The organism is Chryseobacterium sp. KCF3-3, assembly GCF_045865955.1.
In the GTDB taxonomy this organism is placed as follows: Bacteria; Bacteroidota; Bacteroidia; order Flavobacteriales; family Weeksellaceae; genus Chryseobacterium.
In genome coordinates this window covers 3,836,752-3,858,465 of the sequence record NZ_AP035792.1, presented here as the reverse complement: position 1 = coordinate 3,858,465, position 21,714 = coordinate 3,836,752, and the positions used below count along the sequence as shown (strand labels likewise).

The window sequence follows — 21,714 nt, the reverse complement described above, 5'->3', positions numbered from 1 at the left end:
TGAGTTTTTATTACCGTTATTGGGGATAGGAATTTTTATTTTACTTCATCTTCAAATTCTAAAAAATCTTCATGAAGGCCTTGGATCATCTGCCCTGTAGATTCAAAATTCTCATCGGTCTTCATCAGTGTCCAGCTTATTTTATCTCGGTCAGCTTCCTGGTTTCCTTCATCTAAGAGTCCAACGACATTGTAAATAATACCTTTAGAATAGGAGGTTAGAAAACTCAATAATTTGTCCTCTCCAACGATGTCTTTTATAGCATTATATTTTTCCTCTACTTCATCATCAAAGTCAGCGGCCATAGCGATATTGTCATCTGTAGATTTTGCAATATCGAATAGAGACTTAAGAATAAGAAATCTAGCAAACTGTGGTATTCCCTCCATGACTTCACTAGAAGCCCAACTGGACGGATTTTTGGCACCTGCTTTGCGCAGTCTCAGGACTAAGCTTTCATATTCTTCTTTTTGTAAGTCTGTGAATGTAGATCTCATGGGTTCTTTATATTTTTTATCAGCGGAATAATGCTGAATATTTTTATTCTTTAATTAAAATACAACTCAAATTGATGGGTACCAAAATACTGTTATCTGAAGAATTATATATTATTTAATTTTCAAATTTTATTGGTTCGCTCCATAGAATTTCATATTTATTGTTCTTGACTTTTTCCCAGTAAGCTCCAAAAGAATAATATTTATTTGGAAAAATAATTTTTTTGAATCCAATTTTGAAATATTTCCTTTTTGAATTAGGATTTTTTGTCACCAGTAATTTATATTTTTCAGAAGTATTTTTTTCAAAATTTATATATACAGGAAAGTTAGAATCACATCTAAAAGTTTCAAACGAAAAATCATTGTTGTCAAGTAGGAAATTGCTATTATATGAGCAACTCATAATTCCATATAATTTATTATTATTTTTATTTTTTATAAATTGAATTTCTACTTCTTGACCAGTTTTTTCAGGATGATATTCTTTTAAGTATTGATTATTATTTCGATTTAAATTTATATTCACAGTTTTAATATCCATTTTTAATTCTGGTTTTTCTTTGCAAGAAAATATTAAAAGTAGCATTGATAAAAATAGTGGCAACCTCATTTGGAATAAAAATTTTGTGATATTGCGTTGGAACTGATCTACGATACTACTAACGATAAAATCAACGGAATGAATCTTTTTGAGAATAAGTCTCATTATAAATAGAAGAAATAGTTACGATTATTATTTGATTCTTTTTGGAGGCAAATTGATAATGTTTTAATCTACTTTCTCTAATTCAAGAACAGTTTTTGTGTGGTCAATATTGGTGTATTCAAGTTTTACAAAACCATATTTGGGATTGAAATAAGAAATAAGTTCAGTTTTACCAATTCTGCTATTTGCTGTTGCATGAACAATATAACATTCCAAATTCCCCAACTTCGTTAGTATATTTTTTTTATCCTTTATTTCATAAGAGTATTTATTTTCAATGCTTCCTTTCCATTCAAGCCATCTCTTTTCTGACCAATGATCTCCAATTTCCAGACTCCAGGTCCATTTTGTTCCTATCTGATAAGGTGCTTTGATGTAAGGAAAAGGATTAATTTCTAAAATTTTAAAAAAATCATTTCTTGGCGGATGTATCCAGACGTTCATTTCGTTCTCAATTGCACCGGTTTCTTCTGAGCTCATAAGTTCGTTATTAGCCATGACATACTCGTACCCTATGGCTGTTTGATTATAATCAGGATTAATTCTTTCAAACGGATTTCCTGGCCGAGGTCTTAGAATTAAATGATTTATAGTTTCCATATTTTGTCTATCAATCTCCACAAATTCCCAATCAGCAATACTATAACCTTCGGGCTGTAGAATTTCCTTCCCTTTTTTTATCAGAAATTTCTCTCCTTTTATATTCTGATAGAAATAGGAGTAAGTAAATTTTTTCCCAATTGTGTATATGATATTATTGCTGTTATAAACTTCATTCAACATTCTGATGCCATCAGGTTTTTCAACTGTTATACCATCATCAATAATATATTTTTCAGAATCTGTTTGTGAAAAACAAGAAATACTCAATATAATGAATGGTATTATTTTAATAGGGCTCATTTATAAATATTTAGGCTGGTGATTGTTTCAAATATACTGCTTTTTTGAACTCAGAAATCATCACCATTTAATTCGATACTGTTCTGTGATTTACCTAAATAAAATCCTGTTTCATTATTCATAAAACAGGATAAAACACAAATGATGAAAAAATACATCTCAAGATTGAGACATATTAAAATTAATTATTTTTTTTAGATAATACAGTAAAATCGGTTACAAAAGATTGTTTTCCAGACAATCCAAGCCAAATACTCATCTTTACTGCCATTTTCATCTGATCTGGTCCTATCCTCTTAACTTCACTGTTAATTCAAAATTTAACATCATGGAAGATAGCACAAACACTCAAAACCCTGATCCCTCTTCACTCAATACTCTATTGGTTTTCAATTCCAAAACCCAGAAGATTGAAGCGGTAAAGACTGTTGATGAAAAAGGAAATCTGATGACAGTACCCAATACTCAAAAAAATCAAAATCAGTTTTTAAAAATTGATAAAAACGGTGACCCGCTCTCCAACTTTTTTTCCAATTTTCTTAGCCAGCTCAAAAACCCGACTTTATTCAACTTCTTCACTTGCCCATTCAAAGAATCTGAAAAGATTGGAAAACAGATTCAGCACCACCTAAAACATCCAAGTACGGAGGGCCAAGAATTTCTAAACACCTATAAAATAGTAAACCCAAACACCAATATTATGAGTACAAACCCATTATCAGAAAAAGAGTATCAATATTCCCCGGATCAGATTGACTGGGAAATGATGTCAAAATTTGGCTTAACCCAGGAAAAATTAGAAAAAGCAAATGCTTTGGAACCCATGTTAAGAGGATTTAAAACCAACGGCCTTCTCCCAATTAGTCTGAATCTAGGAACAGCGCTTATCCGAATAGACGCCCGCCTTTCACTCAGCACCAATGATGCAGGAGATGTAAGGATTAATCTCCATGGCATCAGAAAAGAACCCAATTTCAATTTTAAGTTTCTGGGCCATGAATTTACCCCTGAAGACAGACAGAATTTAATAGAAAACGGAAATATGGGACGTGTGGTGGATCTTATCAACCCAAAAACTGATGAAATCATTCCCTCCCTTATCAGCAGAGACCGGCTGACCAATGAGCTCGTTGCTTACAAAGTAGAGCATATCAGAATTCCTGATGAGATCAAGGGTATCAGATTAGATGAATCCCAAAAACAAACGCTGATAGAAGGCAAAGCCCTTTATCTGGAAGGAATGATCTCTACCAAGGGAGAACCATTCAGTGCCCATGTTCAGTTTAATGCAGATAAAAAATATGTTGAATTTCTTTTTGATCACAATCAGAGTCAGCAACAATCTCAATCACATTCACAGACCGAAGCCCCAAGAACATTCAGAGGCAAGGAATTAAATGATGACCAGTATGACCGGTTTAAAGCCGGCCAAACGATTTATTTAGACGGACTGCTGGATAAAAAGAATCAGCCTTACCAGGGATATATCACCCTTAATCAGGAAAACGGAAAGATCGATTTTTCATTTCAGAATCCTGACAAAATCCAGCAGCAGACAAAACCTACGGAGGAGCACAAAACACAGACAGCAGTGAATTCGGAAGGCAAAACCAATGAAGCCACCAAACATGTAAAGGAACCTTTACAGAAAGGCCAGCAGTCACCGAAAGACAAAAGCCAGCAGGTCAAACAGAACAAACCTCAGCCCCGCGCTGGAAAACGTATATAATACCAATTTCAATCTATATTATTATGAAAGTAGTATTAGCAGAGAAGCCAAGTATTGCCAGAGAAATAGCCATAGTCTTAGGAGCAACAGAAAAAAAAGAGGGATATCTGACAGGTAATGGCTATGCCGTTACCTGGGCTTTTGGTCATTTAATCACCTTGGGTATGCCGGAAGATTATGGAATTTCAGCTTTTAACAAGCAGGTGCTGCCCGTTTTGCCCAACCCTTTTAAACTGATCATCAGAAAGGTAAAAAAAGGCAGTCAGCTGATCACTGATCCGGACGCATCCAAACAGTTAAAAATAATAGAAAAGTTGTTTCGTGCATGCAGCAGTATCATCGTTGCTACGGATGCAGGAAGAGAAGGTGAACTGATTTTCCGGTATATTTATGAATATCTGAACTGTACCCAGCCATTTGAAAGATTATGGATCAGTTCTCTCACTGAAAAAGCCATAAAGCAGGGTTTTCAAAACCTGAAGCCCGGTCACCTATATGATGGATTGTTTCAATCTGCTCAACGCAGAAGCAGAGCCAATTGGTTATTGGGAATCAATACCACTCAGGCATTGACTATTGCAGCTGGTAACGGCTTATATTCACTAGGCAGGGTTCAGACTCCGACATTGGCCTTACTCTGTAAACGTTATCAGGAGCATACAAATTTTAAGAGTCAAAACTACTGGCAGATTGAGCTGATGCATCAAAAAGATTTTATGGAGTTCAAAAGTCTTGTTGAGTTCAAGTTCAGCGAAAGAAAACAAGCTGAAGACCTTGTCAAATCACTAGAAAGAACCCGGGCAACAGCAACAGTCTCCACTATTAATACAAAAACAATAACAGAACAGGCTCCCCTTCTGTTTGATTTGACCGGCCTGCAAAAGGAAGCCAACAAAAGATTCAGCTTTAGTGCTGAGAAAACACTAAATATTGCCCAAAGCCTCTACGAAAGAAAGTTCATTACTTATCCACGGACCGGCAGTCCATACATTCCTCAAGATGTATGGCCCGACATTCCCGATCTCATAAGAATTCTGCAGAAAATAGAACCCTATAAAAGCACAGCAGGCACAATCCCATGGGGAAACTTCAATAAAAGTATCGTGAATAACAGCAAAGTTACCGATCATCATGGAATTCTTATTACTGAAAAAATTCCTTCAGCACTTACTGCAGAAGAAAATGCAATCTATGAGATGATTGCTTTTCGTCTGCTCGAAGCCGTTTCACAACCTTGTGTCAAAGAAATCACAGAGATCACTGTACAGGTACTTCACCATGATTTTACCGTTAAAGGATGCAGGATATTGCAAACAGGCTGGCGTAGTATCAACAGAAACTTTTCTGAATACCTTGAAGAGTTCCGGGAGCTTCCTGATCTAAAGGAGGGCGCAGAAGTAAAAATTAAAACGATTACAGTACTGGAAAAGAAAGCCCAGCCTCAAAATCTTTTTACTGAAGGGACTCTGCTGTCTGCAATGGAAAATGCAGGCAAAAGCATTGAAGAAACAGAACAGCGAAAAGCCTTAATGAAGATCGGCATCGGCACTCCCGCAACACGCGCATCCATTATTGAAACGCTTCTTGAGAAAGATTATATCAGAAGAGAAAAAAAACTGCTAATTCCTACTGACAAAGGCTTAGGGGTATACAATCTGATAAAGGACAAAAAAATCGCAGATATTTCCATGACTGCAGAATGGGAGCTGTCATTGCAGAATATTGAGAATAACGAACTGAGTGCAGCTGAATTCCAAAAGAACATTGAAAGCTATACAAAGTCTGTCACAGAAGAATTACTGCAGATTCACCTTGAGAAACCTTATCTCCCTGTCCTTCTGTGTCCTAAATGCAGAACTCAGCAATTGATTATTGATGACAGTATGGTACAATGTCCTGATACACATTGCGACTGGCAGCAGTTCCGACATGTCTGCAGAGTCCGGATTGAAATTCCCGACATTGAAAGACTTATCAAAAATGGAAGGACTTCATTGATCAAAGGCATGAAAAGCAGATCAGGAAAACTTTTTAATGCGTATATGACACTCAATGACAAGGCTGAAAGTTCTTTTGAGTTTGAAAGCAAACAAGGAAAAACAGCCAAACCCGCCTCGTCTTTAGCCCCTCAAAACAACTTCTATAAAAAGCTAACCTAATTTATAATACAACCTATAGACACTGTAAATCGAAAAATAGGATCATATGTTTTAAATTTGCACCCGATTCTCATAGTTAATTTGAGTTTTCATGGTTATTAGTTTTTATCCCCGGACTCCGGGGATTTTTAATTTCATTTTACTCCTTTGGTATTAAATGCTGCAACTCGGGGTCAGCTTTAATGCGCTCCATTTCATTTTCAATAATCCTGACAATATCAAGCTTCACTTTTTTATAATTCTCTTCAATAAGCGCTGTCATCCTATCTTCTCCATGTTCATTGACAAAAGATAGAATCTCAGGGATGGGCTGATACGACTTCGTTTCATCTGCTACCTTTTCATGATCTACAACGATCTCAGCATGAAACATTTTCTGTTCAATCCTTTCATCAAAATTATCAGATACAGCTCCCACAAACATTCCCTGGCTTAATGTTGAAATTTTAGAGGCCGGTATTAAACTGTCCAATTGAGTAGATATAGAGCTCGATGTATCATTTCGGTTGATGGTCATGCTCTGCCTTTTCTGCAAAACCTTTCCAAAACGTTCCGAAAGATTTTTCGCGGTATCTCCTACCACCTGTCCGCTGAATATATTGCCCACTGTATTCTGGATCACTTTACTTTCTTTATCTCCATAATCTCTTGCCAGCTGTGAGAAATCCTGAAACCCCAGACATACTGCTACCTTATTGCTTCTTGCTGTTGCAATCAGATTATCAAGCCCCCGGAAATAAATGGTGGGAAGCTCATCAATAATGACTGAACTTTTTAACTGTCCTTTTTTATTGATAAGCTTTACAATCCTTGAATTATACAAACCCAGCGCCGCCGAGTAGATATTCTGCCGGTCAGGATTATTTCCGACACATAAAATCTTAGGCTCTTTGGGATTGTTGATATCCAGGGAAAAGTCATCTCCTGTCATTACCCAGTATAATTGAGGGGATATCATTCGTGATAAAGGAATTTTTGCAGAGGCAATTTGTCCCTGAAGCTGATCCTGCGCCCCGCCCTGCCATGCATCCATAAAAGGAGAAAGATAATTTTCCAGATCAGCATAAGAAGTCAAAATGGTAAAAACATCGGAATACTTTTTATTCAGCAGTTCAATGGCATGAGGAAAAGTACAGTATTTACCCTTTTCATACATCTTCAGGAACCATATAATAGCTGCCAGTAATATAATAGGAGATTCCACAAAGAAGTCTCCCTGCTTTTGGATCCAGCTCCGGTTCAGATTTAACATGATGGTGTATGCCGCTTCATAGGCATCCGATATATCGGTCATAAAATCAGGATTCAAAGGATTACACCGGTGGCTTCTTCTCGGATCATCAAAATTAATCACATAAAACTTCGGTTTTACTGTATACCGATCATGATATTTCAGTACATGGTTATAGGCTATAGTCGAGAGATCATCAAACTTAAAATCATAGATATACATGGAAAAACCCTTTTCTATCTGCTGTTTGATATAGTTGTTGACAATAGCATAGGATTTCCCTGACCCTGGCGTCCCTAGAACAATAGTTGCCCTGAATGGATTGATAATATTAATCCAGCCCTGATTCCATTTTCCTTTATAGTAGAATTTAGTGGGAAGATTGACAGAGTATTCATTTTTCATCAGCCGGGTTTCCTGCATAAAGCTTTCATTCTCATTGTTGAAGACATCATCCATCAGGTTATTTTTTAATAATCTGCTCATCCATACGCCAGCCATCATCAAAAAGATATATCCTGCTGACATTAAGGACATATAAAGAATATTCCCAATACCTCCAGGCCATTTTAACAGAAAAGTATTGAAGAAAAACAATATAAACCCAATTCCCAGAAACCCACTAATCTGAGTCCATGTGATTTTCTCATTTTTTACTCCTTTTGTTCCCAAACAGCTTAAAGAGAGTAAGAGAATAGCAAAAACTTTCGTATACAAAGGATGAGAAAATAGCCCCGCTGTTCTCTGAAAATTCTGCAGTATTGTATTAATAACTTCCAATGTCCACCCTTTTTCCAGAAAAAAAGGATAGCAGTACCAGTAATAATGCATCAGCAGCATTAAAATACTGACCGACCGCATAAATGCCATAATTTTGGCTAGTCCTCTGAGATCATCTTCACCCTGCATATCAATTTTTTTAAGTTAGGATAATGAATTTAGTGGGTGACAGAAAGTAGATTTCTACGCTGGCAGTTTCTGTCGTTATAAGGAAGTATTTGGCACCGTAAAAAAACTATTTTTACAATGAATCGTATAATCTATTGATAAAGGAATTTCTAAATTTGTCCCATAACAAAATGTCTATGAAACCCATCCCATCAAAATACACAGATCTACTCGACAGCATAGGATCCGCTATTGAGGTAGCAAGACAAAACGCAGTGAAAGTAGTCAATACTGAACTGGTGAAAGCGAATTGGGAATTGGTAGGCACAATGTCAATTTTCGAGGAAAAACAAGAACAGGTTCTGAGATTCTTACTTCAAATCTCAGAAAAATGGTCGTTTTACAATATGTTTATGCGAAATATTTTTATTACAATACTTTTTTGCGACTGTAAAACTCCAAATGTTTGGAGTGTTTATAAATCATTAACCATGAAAAACGACATTTACATTGTCTTTTAATCCTACAGTAAATTTTGTAATTTTGATAGATGATAGAGAGAACACAAGAATTCAACCAGGATCTTTACAGCTCCATTGCAAAAATTATTGCTGATGCTAAAGACCAAGTTTACAGAAATAGCAATACTATATTACTTAAAATGTATTGGGAAATTGGACAGCTTATTATTAAAGATGAACAAAATGGTGAATTACGGGCAAAGTATGGTAAGTCTGTTTTGAAAAATCTTGCAAATCATCTATCATTGGAATTTGGAAAAGGGTTTGACGAGAGAAATCTTAATAATATGCGGGCTTTTTTCGTTGCATTTCCAATTTGGAACGCAGTGCGTACCGAATTGAGTTGGACGCACTATAGGATTATAAGCAGGATCGACAATCCAGATCACAGGATACAGTATGTGGAACATTGTGTTGAAGGAAACTGGAATACCAGAACTCTTCAAAGAAACATTGACAGTCAATATTTAGGAAGACTATTAAAATTTCCAAAAGTAGAAAGCAAAGAAATATCGAGTTATATTAAAGATCCTTATATTTTTGAGTTTTTAGGTCTTCCTTCAGATAAATCACAAACTGAAACACAAATAGAAACAGCTTTAATTACTCATCTTCAGCAGTTTTTAATGGAATTGGGAAAAGGATTTGCATTTGTAGCAAGACAGCAGCATATTGTTACTGATACCTCAGATTTCTTTATAGATCTTGTATTTTATAATTATTATCTGAAATGCTTTGTGTTAGTTGATCTTAAAACCCACAAACTGACCCACGAAACTATAGGGCAAATGGATATGTATGTCAGAATGTATAATGATCTTAAAAAAGGAGTTGATGATAATCCCACAATAGGTATTATTTTATGCACCGAAAAAGATGAAACGGTTGTAAAATATTCTGTCATGTCAGAAAATGAGAAGTTGTTTGCAAGTAAATACAGAATATATCTTCCAGACGAACAAGAACTGAAACAGCTGATAGAAGCAGATAGGATAAAGCTTGAACTAGATAGTTTAAATTAATCAAAATACATACATCTCTATATCTCGAGCTAATTTGGTTTATTAAAATTTCTGCTGAAGTTATAGGAAAATTCGAAAATTACTTTGGAAAAGATGTGATTAAACTGCATAAACTTAAATAATACTTCTAATAATAGTCTATTTCTAAAATATAAAATAACTAAGGTGTGATGCATTGTATTTTTATATTTTAAAAGTATTTTATCTTAATTTTATTTGTAATTTAACAATCTGACCTAAGTGTCACATATAGAATAACTTGGTGCAAACCTGAGATATTTCCATATTGTAACAAGAAAATAGATAATCAAAAGATTGCAATAAAACAGTACCATGATAAAATCTGTCAATATCAAATTGTTATTAGTCCTTCTTGCCATTGTTTTTGCGTTTGATTTAGCATTTATTGCTATGGATCATAGTTCCTGGCGGTTTTTTACCAAACCACTGTTGTTACCTATTATTATCTGGTTTTATTTTACTTATTCTAAACAGGATGTATTTCGGATAAACCAATGGTTTTTGTCTGGATTAATTTTGAGCTTTTTGGGTGATGTGTTTTTGTTATTTGGATGGGGATTTATGCCCGGTTTGGGAAGCTTTTTATTGGCTCATATTTGTTACATCGTTTATTTTTTTAAGATTAAAAAGAAAAATGTATGGAGTTGGCTTCCCTTTGTTTTTCTATATTTAGGCTCATTTATTTACTATATATATCCTTATTTAAACGAAATGAAGATACCCGTGGTGATTTACGGAATTACCATTGCTACGATGCTGTATTTTAGTATCAGCACTTATTCTTTATTATTAATCCTAGGAGCTATTTTGTTTGTAATATCAGATTCTGTATTGGCCATTAATATGTTCGTACAGCATAGTACTGAGAAAGAACTTGTTGTGATGATTACTTATGTTTTAGCTCAATTGATGTTGGTGTTGGGAGTGGTTGGTATTGAAAAAAAGAACAGAATTATTCAATAAAATGAAGACCTATGAAAAGAAAAGATAACCGATTTTTTCATAGTATTGGCTTGTTCTGTCCGTTGGATTTTACTGATCCTGTTACTTATTTTATCCCTGTGTTTATCTTGTTGATATTAGGGGAAATATTTTTGTATCAAATTCCTCAAAAAGTATTCACAAAAAGACTCATCAAAGATAATGTATCGAGTATCGGATTGGGGATAGGGGCAGTAATGTTAGACTTTGGGATGAAAGCTATTTCATTATCCTACTTTTTTTGGATTTACAATCATTTTAGACTTACCGATATTTTCGGAATCAAAGATTTCAATAAATTCTTCACTTTAAAATGGCATGCAGATCACTGGTGGCTTTGGTTATTGGTTATGATTGTTCAGGATTTTGGCTTTTATTGGCATCATCGACTGAGTCATAAAATCAGATTATTTTGGACAGGCCATGTCAATCATCATTCAGCTACTCATCTGAGTCTTGCTATTGCATTGCGTCAAGGATGGTTTGAAATCATATATCGAGACATTTGGTATATCCCTTTTATCATTATTGGTTTTCATCCTATTATGATTGCTATGATGCATCAATTTAACTTGATTTTTCAATTTTGGCCGCATACCAATGCTATTGGAAAATTAGGGTGGTTCGATAAAGTATTCAATTCTCCATCCAACCATCGGGTGCATCACTCCCGAAAAATTGAGGATTTAGATAATAACTATGGGGGCATTTTGATGATTTGGGATCATCTTTTCGGCACGTACAAAGCGGAAGAAAAGAAAACGACGGATTACGGAATCTATCATAACATTCATACTTATAATGTTTTTCATATCGTCTTTGATGAGTTTGGAAATATGATAAAGGACATCCGAAATGCACCTACATGGAAAGCGAAGTTGGGGTATATTTTCAATGCTCCGGGCTGGCATCATCATGATAAAGATGAGCGGATTTCTACTTTGAAGCGGGAATTAGAAGAAAAGACGAATTGATGGTTGTCTTGCATAAAAGTGTAAATTAGCAAAGAAAACAAATACGATTCTCGTCAGATATGCAATTACAGCGCAAAGTTCAGGCTATTCTGGAGAAAGAAGGATAGCATCCACTACCATTTTCTTTTCTTTTTACGTTTCTTTATCCGCCGGGCAAAAATTTCCTCTTCATGATCTTCTCCTTCTGCCATAGGTAAAAGCCCGGGAAACAGAACTGACGTTTCATCATTGGAAGAGGTATCATTATCCCCATTCTTCATAAATCCAAATAAAGGATGAAGCTGATCAGAGCGTAATTGATCTAACGGCGAATGTTTAGACAGAGGAAATTTTAGTTCAGAAGATTTTTCCGTGTTTTGCTGATCCTTCCAAAGATCATTAAAGGCATTGGCTGAATACTCCTTTCCCAGATTTGAGCCATTCCATACAGTTTTTGAATGGTGATCAATGAAGGTGATCCCATAAATACGCCCGGAATCATTTCTTCTGACAACGGTAGTAATATCTCTGGACTTTAACCTTTCAATAAAATCACCTTCCCCTTTACTATATTTGAGAGCATTGTCAATTCCGGTTTTAATCTCAAACCTGCCGGAAGAGTTTAAAACTAGTTCTTTGCTTTTTAAAAAGTGTAATTCCAATACAGCCAGTCCGGCACCCCTACCAATCCTGGAAGCCTTAATGGGAGGTCCGATCTTGTTTTTACTTGTATCCAATGCAAAATACACCAGTCCACGCTGAGGTTCACCGTGCAACTCTCCTTCAATTTTCTCAACCGCTATATTAAAAAGTGAAAGCAGCGCATTATACTCTCCAAGGGTCTTAAACGAATACTCCCAAGATATATTTCTGATCACGGAAGCTATCTGACGTCTAACATTTCCCTTATGATAATCAACAGGACTAAAAATCAGGCCTTTTTCAGAACTCTTCTGCTCTACTGCGGGCAGTAAATTATAAGTCTTTTCCAATTTTCTGCATATTTCCATTGAACGCCTTTTTTCAAACTTATCTGAAATTTTGCGGCCGTTTTCATCGACGCATACAGAAACAATATGCACATGAGTACGGTCAATATCGGTATGCTTGAATACAATATAGGGCTGCTCTCCATAACCCATCTCCTCCATGTACTTTTCTGCCATCTTTATAAAATCCGTCTCACTGACCTTGTCCTTGGGATCCGGGTTAAGTGATAGATGAAGGGTATGCTTTTCCGTATTTCTATTGGCAGCTAAATAAGGATCAAAAGATTCTGCCAGCTGTGATATGGTATACCTGCCGTTTGGAGTTTCAACCATTTTATTCATGAATAAAATCTTACCTTTTTCCTGCTCTACTTTATTATGATTGTAAGCCAGCACACCATACAAATTACTGCTTCTTCCAATTTTTGCAATCATTATGCTGTTATTTTTTCAAGCTCCGGTTGTTGAATTCGTCAGTCAATTCAATAATTCCCCTGCATAAAACCGCCAGTTCAGCGGTATTTTTTTCCAGGCGATACAGAAATGCTGCTGCTTTTTTTTCAGTAAAATGCGTATATAATAATTTAACCACCTGATTGTAATTGACTCCTACTGCTCTGAACTGAGCATAAAAAGAAGTTAGTCTCATATAAAAATCAACGGTTCCCTTATCTATTTTCACTGTTTTTATCTCTTTTGAGAATAGCAAAGACGTTATAAATTGAGCTTTATTATCCATTCCCGAAGCTTCAAAAAGAGAGAGGAACTTATTATTATCCTTATCATTTAGCCGAAAAACATACCGGTGGATGCATGGATCTATCTTTGGCTTTCTTCCACCTTTACACCTTTGTTTTTTTCTCTGATCATTCATTAGACATCCATTTAAAGTTAATAACCTCGACTTTGGAGAGCGTTTCCATGCTCCCGGCAGGGCAAGTTGTTTTGAGGCACAAAAAACAGTTATGAGACACTCAAAACACAACTTGCCGTGTTCCGATGAACACCCTGTCTACCTCATCACAAAACTTATCGTAACAAGTGCCCAACAAAATTCAGATGTTGTATAGAACTGCAAACTCTCCCTAAAAATCACTACAACAATGTATACAGAATCAACCATATATATATACTCCTGCCGGCTACCAACTACTGCCAAATCATTCCATTAACCACTTAAAAGTCAGCATTTGTTTTGGTTTTGTTTTCATTTACAGTAAAATATAAAACTGATTATAAAAGGAGTAAAAAATAAAGAGGTAAAGTTTTACAAGTTTAAAAGTGTAAAAGCAATTTTAAGTCTTTAAGAGTCATCATATAACCAACAAAACAATTGCAGATAGAAACAGAAACGAAGGTAAATGTATACAGACATCCAAAATAATACATCCACTAAAAGATATGTAAATACATACTGATCAAAAGAAAATAAAATTACAAACCAATAATAAACAAGTATATAATGAAAGCAACAAAAAATCCTTTAAAAGTAAGTTTCTTTACCCAAAAAGGAGGCGTAGGAAAATCAACGATGACCACATTAATATCCAGTATACTGCATTATCGATTAGGCTTTAATGTTTTAGTCATGGACTGCGATTTTCCGCAATACAGCATTAGCAATATGAGAGAACGTGATAAAAAGGCAATCATGGTCCATGAATACCATAAAAAAGCGGCGATGAAACAGTTTCAGCTGATTAACAAAAAAGCTTTCCCCATTATACGCTGCAAAGCAGAGGATGCATTAGAGCAAACATCAAACTACATTAACCAGAGTGCTGCAGTTCCGGACCTAATCTTTTTTGACCTGCCGGGTACCGCTAATACCAAAGGTGTTCTGACCACCTTGAAAACAATGGATTTCATCTTTGCTCCCATAACCGCTGACCGGCTGGTTGTAGAAAGCACATTGGGATTTACCAAAGCATTCCTGGGTCTTCCCCATGCAGCGCATGGCAGTAAAGAACAAGCGATCTGGCTCTTTTGGAATCAGATTGATGGAAGAGAGAAAACAGGATTATATGAAATATACGAGAAGACTATTGCAGCACTCCAGCTGAATATCATGGGAACAAGGATTATGGATAGCAAGCGTTTTCGTAAAGAGTCTGAGGATACAGGTAACAACATTTTCAGGTCTACTCTATTACCTGCGGATCTTTCACTCTTAAAAGCGACCAGAATGAATCTATTTATCGAGGAATTCCTACAAATCACACCACTATAAAACTTGAACAATGAGAACAGATAAAGAAAAAAATGAGTTTGAAAAACCCCATATTGATGAAGAATACCTGATGCAGATCATCAGTGGTGATCAGAGTGCTCCAGAGGTGAAGAGCAATGAAGCTAAAGAATCTATGCATCAAAAGCCAAGGGAAAAAGTAAGAAGCAGTACATCCAAAAAAGCGCACTATGAGGGCCTCTTCCTCATCAACCGGTTTCCTTCGGGACGTAATGGTAAGGTTGTTTATATAAGACCCGAATATCACGAAAGACTTTTGAGAATTGTACAAATCAGCCGGGAGGAAAGAACAACGTTATACTCGTACATCGATAATATCCTTGAGCAGCATTTTCTGGAATACGGAAATGAGATCACTGAGTATTTCAACAATCATTTTAAACCCATTTTATAACCATGGAAATTCTCATTATTACAAGCCTATTGATCATTATCCTGCTATTACTGCATGAAAAAATCAGTATTAAAAAATCCCCTTCTCCCATCATAAAAAATCAAACAAACATTAAAAAACCCTATCCTATTATAGGAGAAACCAAAACATCACTAAGCCACTCAGAGACAATACCCTCCCTTAAAGGACAAAAAGAAGAACCTGAGTTTGATCCCTCTAATTTAGACATAGAATATGACATCAGAGAAAATGTACATCTTCAAAATCCGCAGGAAGAACCGGAATATGGTTTTAATAGCAGCCTTGATTTTACTGAAGAGGAAGAAGAATGGAAAAAATATAGAATAATTGATGAAAATGACGGTTTTGCCCAGGGAGCTACCTTTGAAGAACTAAGCGCTGTGCAGATGATCTTACAGCAAAAAGTTGGTGATCCATCTGAAAAGGAAGCAGCAGCAGCGGCAGTTCAGAAAATATACGGAACCGAATTATTCATCCTATTGGAAAATTCTATGGAAAACGCTTCCCAAATCATTGCCGAGCTATTGGATAATAGTTTTACTCATGCTGAGGAAACCGGTTCTTCCACTTTGCGGACAGACGATATGAAAGATTTCAATATTGAAAATTTCACCTGATCATTTAATTGAATGAATTCCTAAATTCTACAGGAGAAAGCCCGGTCTGAACCCTGAACATTTTACTGAACGACTGTGGATGTTCAAAGCCTAATTCATAGGCTATTTCAGCTACCGTCAAATCAGTGGAAATCAATCTTTCCTTAGCTTTTTCAGTGACCTTCTCACGAATGTACTGCTGGGTATTTTTCCCGATCACCGAACGTAAAACATCACTCAGATAGCCCGGTGAGATATTGAGCTGATCTGAAAGATACTGCACAGTGGGAAGACCCTGATGCATTAAATCCTGATCATTAAGGTAATCGTCCAGGATGGTTTCTGTTTTTTGAAGAACATCGTTATTGACTACTTTTCTGGTAATAAACTGACGTTTGTAAAATCTGTTGACATAACTTAAGAGCAGTTCTATCTGCGCAATCACTACCTCCTGACTGAATTCATCAACGCGGCTATTGAGCTCCTGTTCCATAATCCTGAAAACAGAAAGAATGATTTCCTTCTCAGGGTCTGATACATGCAGAGCCTCATTAGATGAGTACGAAAAATAGCTGTATTGCTTTATTTTACCGGCTATAGGATGCCCCAGCAAAAAGTCAGGATGAATCAACAGCAAATAGCAGTAAGTTTCGCTGTTGTAATCCGTGCTCCCTACCAATTGATTAGGAGCCAGAAACAGCATGCTGCCCTCATTGTAGTCGTAAAAACTTCTGCCGTACTTGAGTCTTCCTTTGTTTCTTGTGATAAAAGTAATCTTATAGAAACTCAAAAGGTTGTAGACTGGTGCCATCTCTGCATTGAAAGGATTGTCTTTATTGAAATGGATAAGACTGATCAGAGGATGCTGTGGGGCAGGCAGTCCGAAGGCTTTATGGCTTTCCGATATCGATATAAACCGTATCAATTTATCCTCTTTGCTTTTCATACTATAAATGTATAAAAAACCTATGACTGTGGATCATAGGTTTAATGTTAAAAATCTTACCACGGAAGATCATTATCTTTTCTGCCAAAATTCGCAGGGCCGGTAAAACTACCTGTCGGAAGGTCTTCTGCCAACGCTACTCTGATCGGTTCCTTTGAACCTTCTTCAACGGAGTCAGTTCCCTCAAAATTATTAAGTGCCGTGGCCGTAAAGCCCGGACTCACCATATGAACTTTGATATTGGTCTTCTCCAGTTCTATGGCTAAAGAGAGAAAAATTCCATTGAGCGCCGTCTTAGAAGCCCCATATACTGCATCAAAATGTACACGATACGGGTTTTCGGGATTAGCATTGATCGTAAGAGAACCCAAAGCGCTGGAAACCGTCACAATACGTGAAGCAGGAGCTTTATGTAATAATGGCAGGAAAGCCTGTGTAAGAGAAAGGGTTCCAAACACATTGGTATCCCATACCGATTTCAGTTCATCTATTGGTACAATACTCGCACGCTGCGAGCCCAATATTTCTTCCATAGTGCGGCCGGCTTTTCCCACATGAGAGATCGCCGCATTATTAACAAGCAGGGTAAGGTATCCGTATTCACCTTCAATAGTTTCTACAGCGGCTCTAATCGACTCATTATCGGTAATATCCAGCTGAATTGCTTTTGCTTTCCCACCTATTTCAGCTGTGGCTGCCTGACCTTTTTGTAAATTACGGGAACCTGCATAGACCACGTATCCGTTTTCTGCCAGCGCTTTAGCAATCTGAAATCCCACTCCGGTGTTAGCACCCGATACCAGTGCTATCTTATTTTCATTGTTCTTTATCATATTCATTGATTTAAATTTTGTACAGCAAAGTTGCAGAATACAGAAACTATACATGTAGTCAAATTGAGGATATTTGAAGCCGTATTGAGGTTTCAATGGGAATGTAACAGGATATAATTCTTACAACAGGAATCCGGCAAGATAACTTATCGATGCCAAACAATTCCTCCGGACTCCGAATTTCAATTAAGCACCCTGCTACCCTACATCTTTGTCTCAGCACCCGTAAAGTGCGGGTTTTAGTCAACCAAAAATCTACTATTATGAAAAGACAAAGAAAAAAAATCATGCTCACGGCTTTGCTCCTGGCAATGAGCTGGAGTATCAATGCTCAAGGTAATGGTTCCGCCGGAATTACTGAGGCCACACAGATGGTCACTTCTTATTTTGATCCTGCTACAAAGCTTATTTATGCGATCGGCGCTGTTGTAGGACTCATCGGAGGGGTCAAAGTATATAACAAATTCAGCAGTGGTGATCCTGATACCAGTAAGACTGCTGCCAGCTGGTTCGGAGCCTGTATCTTCTTAATTGTGGCGGCAACCATTCTGCGCTCATTCTTCCTTTAATCAAATAATGATGAACATCTATCACATTAATAAAGGAATAGGAAGGACCGTTGAGTTCAAAGGATTGAAAGCACAGTACCTGTTTATTTTTGCAGGCGGATTATTAGCAGTACTGATACTGATGATGATCATGTATATGACTGGTGTAAACACTTATCTCTGTCTTGTTTTCGGCGGAGCCAGTGCCGGTATTCTGATTTGGAAAACCTTCTCTCTCAACAGAAAATACGGAGAGCACGGACTGATGAAATTGGGAGCTAAAAAGAAGCATCCCCGATATATCATCAGCAGAAGGTCAATCTATAGATATCTAAAATCGAACTCCAAAAAAGCTTCACCATGAGAAATCAATCAAAAGCGGCAACATTGGAAAGCAGGTTTCCATTACTGGCTGTTGAAGAAAACTGTATTATCTCTAAAGATGCAGATGTTACCGTTTGCTTTAAAGTCAGTTTACCTGAGCTGTTTACTGTAGCTTCAGCTGAGTATGAAGCCATTCATTCAGCCTGGTTCAAGGCAGTGAAAACACTACCGGACTATTGTATTGTGCATAAGCAGGATTGGTTTATTAAGGAAAACTACAGAGCGAATCTCTCCGGTGATGATCAAAGCTTTCTATCCAAATCATTTGAGAGGCACTTTAACGAAAGACCTTTTCTGAATCATTACTGCTATCTCTTTATCACCAAAACCACTAAGGAAAGAATGAAAATGCAGAGCAATTTCTCATCCCTCTGTAAAGGGATTTTAATTCCTAAAGAAATAAGGGATAAAGATATCATTAGCAGATTTATGGAAGCGGTGGATCAGTTTGAAAGGATCATGAGTGACAGCGGATATATTTTTCTAGAGCGAATGACTGCAGATGAAATTACCGGAACTGATAAACAGTCAGGCTTGCTTGAACAGTATCTCACACTATCCAGAGAAGCCAACCCATCTTTACAGGATCTGAATCTTGGTGCAGAAGCAATGCGTATCGGAAACAACCGTATCAGTATGCATACTTTGTCTGACACTGATGATCTTCCGGCAACTGTTTCTTCCCACAGCCGATATGAAAAGCTCAGCACGGACCGAAGTGACTGCCTGCTTTCATTTGCATCTCCGGTAGGACTGCTGTTAAGCTGTAATCATATCTACAATCAGTACCTGTTTATTGACAACAGTGATGATAACCTTCGCCAATTTGAAAAATCTGCCAGAAATATGCATTCTCTGGCAAGGTACAGCAGAGCCAATCAGATCAACAAGGAATGGATCGAAAAATATCTGAATGAAGCCCATTCCTATGGACTTCAATCCATCCGTGCCCATTTTAATGTGATGTCATGGTCGGACAATCCGGCTGAACTCAAACAGCTAAAGAATGATACCGGGAGCGCCTTGGCACTTATGGAATGTAAACCCCGTCATAACACCACAGATACTGCTACATTATACTGGGCAGGTATTCCCGGAAATGCCGGAGATTTTCCGAGCGAAGAAAGCTTCTACACCTTCATAGAACCTGCTTTATGTTTTTTCACAGAAGAAACCAATTATCAGAGCTCACCATCCCCGTTCGGCATTAAGATGGCAGACCGGCTCACGGGTAAACCTATCCATCTGGATATTTCTGATCTTCCAATGAAGCAGGGCATTATCACCAACAGAAACAAGTTTATCCTCGGTCCCTCGGGAAGCGGTAAATCTTTCTTTACCAATCACATGGTCAGGCAGTATTATGAACAGGGAGCTCACATTCTTATGGTCGACACCGGAAATTCCTACCAGGGATTATGCGAACTGATCAAAGGCAAAACCAAAGGCGAAGACGGAGTTTATTTTACCTATACAGAAGATCATCCAATTGCTTTTAATCCTTTCTACACTGATGACGGCGTATTTGACATTGAGAAGAGAGAAAGCATTAAAACACTGATTCTGACTCTATGGAAAAGAGATGATGAACCACCGACACGTTCTGAGGAAGTGGCACTGTCTAATGCTGTCAGTGGATACATTGAAAAGATTAAAAGCTTTGACGGGCACTCTTCCTTTAATGGCTTTTATGAATATGTCAGAAATGATTATCAAAGAATATTGGAACAGAAAAAAGTCAGGGAAAAGGATTTTGACATCGCCAACTTCCTGAATGTTCTGGAGCCTTACTATAAAGGCGGTGAATATGATTATCTGTTGAATTCAGACAAACAGTTAGATCTACTGTCCAAGCGGTTCATCGTTTTCGAGATTGATGCGATTAAAGACCATAAGATCCTTTTTCCGATTGTAACCATCATTATTATGGAAGTCTTCATCAATAAGATGCGGAGACTGAAGGGAATAAGAAAACTCATCCTCATTGAAGAAGCATGGAAAGCAATTGCTAAAGAAGGCATGGCAGAGTACATCAAGTATCTGTTTAAAACCGTAAGAAAATTTTTCGGTGAAGCGATTGTGGTTACGCAGGAGGTGGATGACATTATTCATTCCCCTATTGTTAAGGAAAGTATCATTAACAGTTCTGACTGTAAGATCCTTCTGGACCAGCGTAAGTACATGAATAAATTTGATGATATCCAGGCTATGCTGGGATTGACTGACAAAGAAAAGTCTCAGGTTTTATCGATCAACATGAATAATGATCCTAAAAGACTCTACAAAGAAGTATGGATTGGCTTGGGTGGAACTCATTCGACAGTGTATGCCACAGAAGTTTCTACAGAAGAATATTTGGCGTATACAACCGAAGAGACTGAAAAAATGGAAGTCATGAATCTGGCTCTGGAACTTGATGGCAATGTAGAGCATGCCATTAAGAGGATTTCTCTTAGGAGAATCAAACCAAACAAAAAAGAATATTAAATCAATTAAAATTTTACGACAATGAAACATTCAATCATTACAACAATGATAATACTTGCTATGATAATATCATCATTTGCAAAAGCACAATTTGTGGTTACCGACCCTGCCAACCTGGCATCGGGTATTCTGAATTCAGCCAATGAAATTGTACAGACTTCATCCACAGTTTCCAACGTGGTCAAGAACTTCAATGAAGTGAAGAAGGTATATGAACAGGGCAAGGAATATTATGACAAACTTAAAGCTGTAAATAATCTGGTTAAGGATGCCCGTAAGGTTCAGCAGACGGTTTTACTCGTGGGAGATGTTTCGGAGCTGTATGTCAACAATTTCGGGAAGATGCTCAGTGATCCTAATTTCAATGCGCAGGAACTCACAGCTATTGCCAATGGCTACTCTACCTTACTCAATGAAAGCACCGAACTGCTCAAAGAATTAAAGCAAATTGTCACTTCAACCAACTTATCATTGAATGACAAAGAAAGAATGGATATTATTGACCGGGTATACAAAGAGGTCAAGAATTATCATAATCTGGTTAGATATTATACCAATAAGAATATCTCTGTCAGCTACCTGAGGGCTAAAAAGCAGAATAATACCCAAAGGGTCCTGAATCTGTATGGAACAGCTAATCAAAAATACTGGTAA

The 21,714-nt window shown here is 37.0% G+C and carries 21 protein-coding genes; 13 read left to right on the top strand and 8 right to left on the bottom strand.

Going from position 1 to position 21,714, the window contains the following annotated elements; all coding sequences use genetic code 11:
• Positions 1–35: 35 nt before the first annotated feature.
• The 3 genes from ACKTTZ_RS17355 to ACKTTZ_RS17345 form a co-directional block, all read right to left on the bottom strand.
• Positions 36–497, bottom strand: a complete 462-nt coding sequence (locus tag ACKTTZ_RS17355; protein ID WP_407846136.1) for a hypothetical protein — start codon at positions 495–497, stop codon at positions 36–38.
• 115 nt (positions 498–612) lie between these two features.
• Positions 613–1,206: a hypothetical protein gene (locus ACKTTZ_RS17350; protein ID WP_407846135.1), complete on the bottom strand. Its 594-nt coding sequence runs from the start codon at positions 1,204–1,206 to the stop codon at positions 613–615.
• A gap of 63 nt (positions 1,207–1,269) precedes the next feature.
• Complete coding sequence (locus ACKTTZ_RS17345; protein WP_407846134.1) at positions 1,270–2,109, bottom strand: hypothetical protein; 840 nt, start codon at positions 2,107–2,109, stop codon at positions 1,270–1,272.
• A 328-nt stretch (positions 2,110–2,437) separates the two neighbouring features.
• Between ACKTTZ_RS17345 and ACKTTZ_RS17340 the strand changes: the two genes are divergently transcribed.
• Together ACKTTZ_RS17340 and ACKTTZ_RS17335 are read left to right on the top strand one after the other, a co-directional pair.
• Positions 2,438–3,838, top strand: coding sequence for a DUF3945 domain-containing protein (locus ACKTTZ_RS17340; protein WP_407846133.1), 1,401 nt, complete (start codon positions 2,438–2,440; stop codon positions 3,836–3,838).
• Between the two features lie 23 nt (positions 3,839–3,861).
• On the top strand, positions 3,862–5,997 hold the full coding sequence (locus ACKTTZ_RS17335; protein ID WP_407846132.1) for a DNA topoisomerase: 2,136 nt from the start codon (positions 3,862–3,864) through the stop codon (positions 5,995–5,997).
• A gap of 139 nt (positions 5,998–6,136) precedes the next feature.
• Here the strand turns inward: ACKTTZ_RS17335 and mobC are convergent, their stop codons facing one another.
• The gene (mobC, locus tag ACKTTZ_RS17330; protein ID WP_407846130.1) at positions 6,137–8,137 is read right to left on the bottom strand and encodes a conjugal transfer protein MobC; all 2,001 of its coding nucleotides are present in this window, start codon (positions 8,135–8,137) and stop codon (positions 6,137–6,139) included.
• A 176-nt stretch (positions 8,138–8,313) separates the two neighbouring features.
• Here mobC and ACKTTZ_RS17325 point away from each other — a divergent pair, with 176 nt between their 5' ends.
• The 4 genes from ACKTTZ_RS17325 (at position 8,314) to ACKTTZ_RS17310 (ending at position 11,635) form a co-directional block, all read left to right on the top strand.
• Complete coding sequence (locus ACKTTZ_RS17325; RefSeq protein ID WP_407846129.1) at positions 8,314–8,637, top strand: hypothetical protein; 324 nt, start codon at positions 8,314–8,316, stop codon at positions 8,635–8,637.
• Between the two features lie 29 nt (positions 8,638–8,666).
• On the top strand, positions 8,667–9,659 hold the full coding sequence (locus ACKTTZ_RS17320) for a YhcG family protein (protein WP_407846128.1): 993 nt from the start codon (positions 8,667–8,669) through the stop codon (positions 9,657–9,659).
• A 333-nt stretch (positions 9,660–9,992) separates the two neighbouring features.
• The gene (locus ACKTTZ_RS17315; RefSeq protein WP_407846127.1) at positions 9,993–10,643 is read left to right on the top strand and encodes a lysoplasmalogenase; all 651 of its coding nucleotides are present in this window, start codon (positions 9,993–9,995) and stop codon (positions 10,641–10,643) included.
• Between the two features lie 11 nt (positions 10,644–10,654).
• Positions 10,655–11,635 carry a sterol desaturase family protein gene (locus ACKTTZ_RS17310; protein ID WP_407846126.1) on the top strand — a complete coding sequence of 327 codons (981 nt, stop codon included), beginning with the start codon at positions 10,655–10,657 and terminating at the stop codon, positions 11,633–11,635.
• 113 nt (positions 11,636–11,748) lie between these two features.
• Here the strand turns inward: ACKTTZ_RS17310 and mobB are convergent, their stop codons facing one another.
• Positions 11,749–13,038 carry a conjugal transfer protein MobB gene (gene mobB / locus ACKTTZ_RS17305; RefSeq protein ID WP_407846125.1) on the bottom strand — a complete coding sequence of 430 codons (1,290 nt, stop codon included), beginning with the start codon at positions 13,036–13,038 and terminating at the stop codon, positions 11,749–11,751.
• Between the two features lie 7 nt (positions 13,039–13,045).
• Entirely contained in the window at positions 13,046–13,477 is a 432-nt protein-coding gene (mobA, locus tag ACKTTZ_RS17300; RefSeq protein ID WP_407846124.1) for a conjugal transfer protein MobA, read from the bottom strand.
• A gap of 588 nt (positions 13,478–14,065) precedes the next feature.
• Here mobA and ACKTTZ_RS17295 point away from each other — a divergent pair.
• The 3 genes from ACKTTZ_RS17295 to ACKTTZ_RS17285 are packed head-to-tail and all read left to right on the top strand — an operon-like array spanning position 14,066 to position 15,883.
• Positions 14,066–14,833 (top strand): ParA family protein, encoded by a 768-nt coding sequence (locus ACKTTZ_RS17295; RefSeq protein WP_407846123.1) that lies wholly within the window; start codon positions 14,066–14,068, stop codon positions 14,831–14,833.
• A 10-nt stretch (positions 14,834–14,843) separates the two neighbouring features.
• Positions 14,844–15,245, top strand: coding sequence for a DUF3408 domain-containing protein (locus ACKTTZ_RS17290; RefSeq protein ID WP_407846122.1), 402 nt, complete (start codon positions 14,844–14,846; stop codon positions 15,243–15,245).
• Between the two features lie 2 nt (positions 15,246–15,247).
• Positions 15,248–15,883, top strand: coding sequence for a conjugal transfer protein TraD (locus tag ACKTTZ_RS17285; RefSeq protein ID WP_407846121.1), 636 nt, complete (start codon positions 15,248–15,250; stop codon positions 15,881–15,883).
• Between the two features lie 4 nt (positions 15,884–15,887).
• Here the strand turns inward: ACKTTZ_RS17285 and ACKTTZ_RS17280 are convergent, their stop codons facing one another.
• Together ACKTTZ_RS17280 and ACKTTZ_RS17275 are read right to left on the bottom strand one after the other, a co-directional pair.
• Positions 15,888–16,808 (bottom strand): helix-turn-helix domain-containing protein, encoded by a 921-nt coding sequence (locus ACKTTZ_RS17280; RefSeq protein ID WP_407846120.1) that lies wholly within the window; start codon positions 16,806–16,808, stop codon positions 15,888–15,890.
• A 56-nt stretch (positions 16,809–16,864) separates the two neighbouring features.
• Positions 16,865–17,641: an SDR family NAD(P)-dependent oxidoreductase gene (locus tag ACKTTZ_RS17275; protein WP_407846119.1), complete on the bottom strand. Its 777-nt coding sequence runs from the start codon at positions 17,639–17,641 to the stop codon at positions 16,865–16,867.
• 263 nt (positions 17,642–17,904) lie between these two features.
• Here ACKTTZ_RS17275 and ACKTTZ_RS17270 point away from each other — a divergent pair, with 263 nt between their 5' ends.
• The 4 genes from ACKTTZ_RS17270 to ACKTTZ_RS17255 are packed head-to-tail and all read left to right on the top strand — an operon-like array spanning position 17,905 to position 21,714.
• On the top strand, positions 17,905–18,210 hold the full coding sequence (locus tag ACKTTZ_RS17270; protein ID WP_407846118.1) for a DUF4134 domain-containing protein: 306 nt from the start codon (positions 17,905–17,907) through the stop codon (positions 18,208–18,210).
• A 10-nt stretch (positions 18,211–18,220) separates the two neighbouring features.
• Entirely contained in the window at positions 18,221–18,553 is a 333-nt protein-coding gene (locus ACKTTZ_RS17265; RefSeq protein ID WP_407849178.1) for a DUF4133 domain-containing protein, read from the top strand.
• On the top strand, positions 18,550–21,060 hold the full coding sequence (locus tag ACKTTZ_RS17260) for a TraG family conjugative transposon ATPase (RefSeq protein ID WP_407846117.1): 2,511 nt from the start codon (positions 18,550–18,552) through the stop codon (positions 21,058–21,060). Before ACKTTZ_RS17265 ends, ACKTTZ_RS17260 begins: the two co-directional genes overlap by 4 nt.
• 45 nt (positions 21,061–21,105) lie before the next feature.
• Entirely contained in the window at positions 21,106–21,714 is a 609-nt protein-coding gene (locus tag ACKTTZ_RS17255; RefSeq protein WP_407849176.1) for a DUF4141 domain-containing protein, read from the top strand.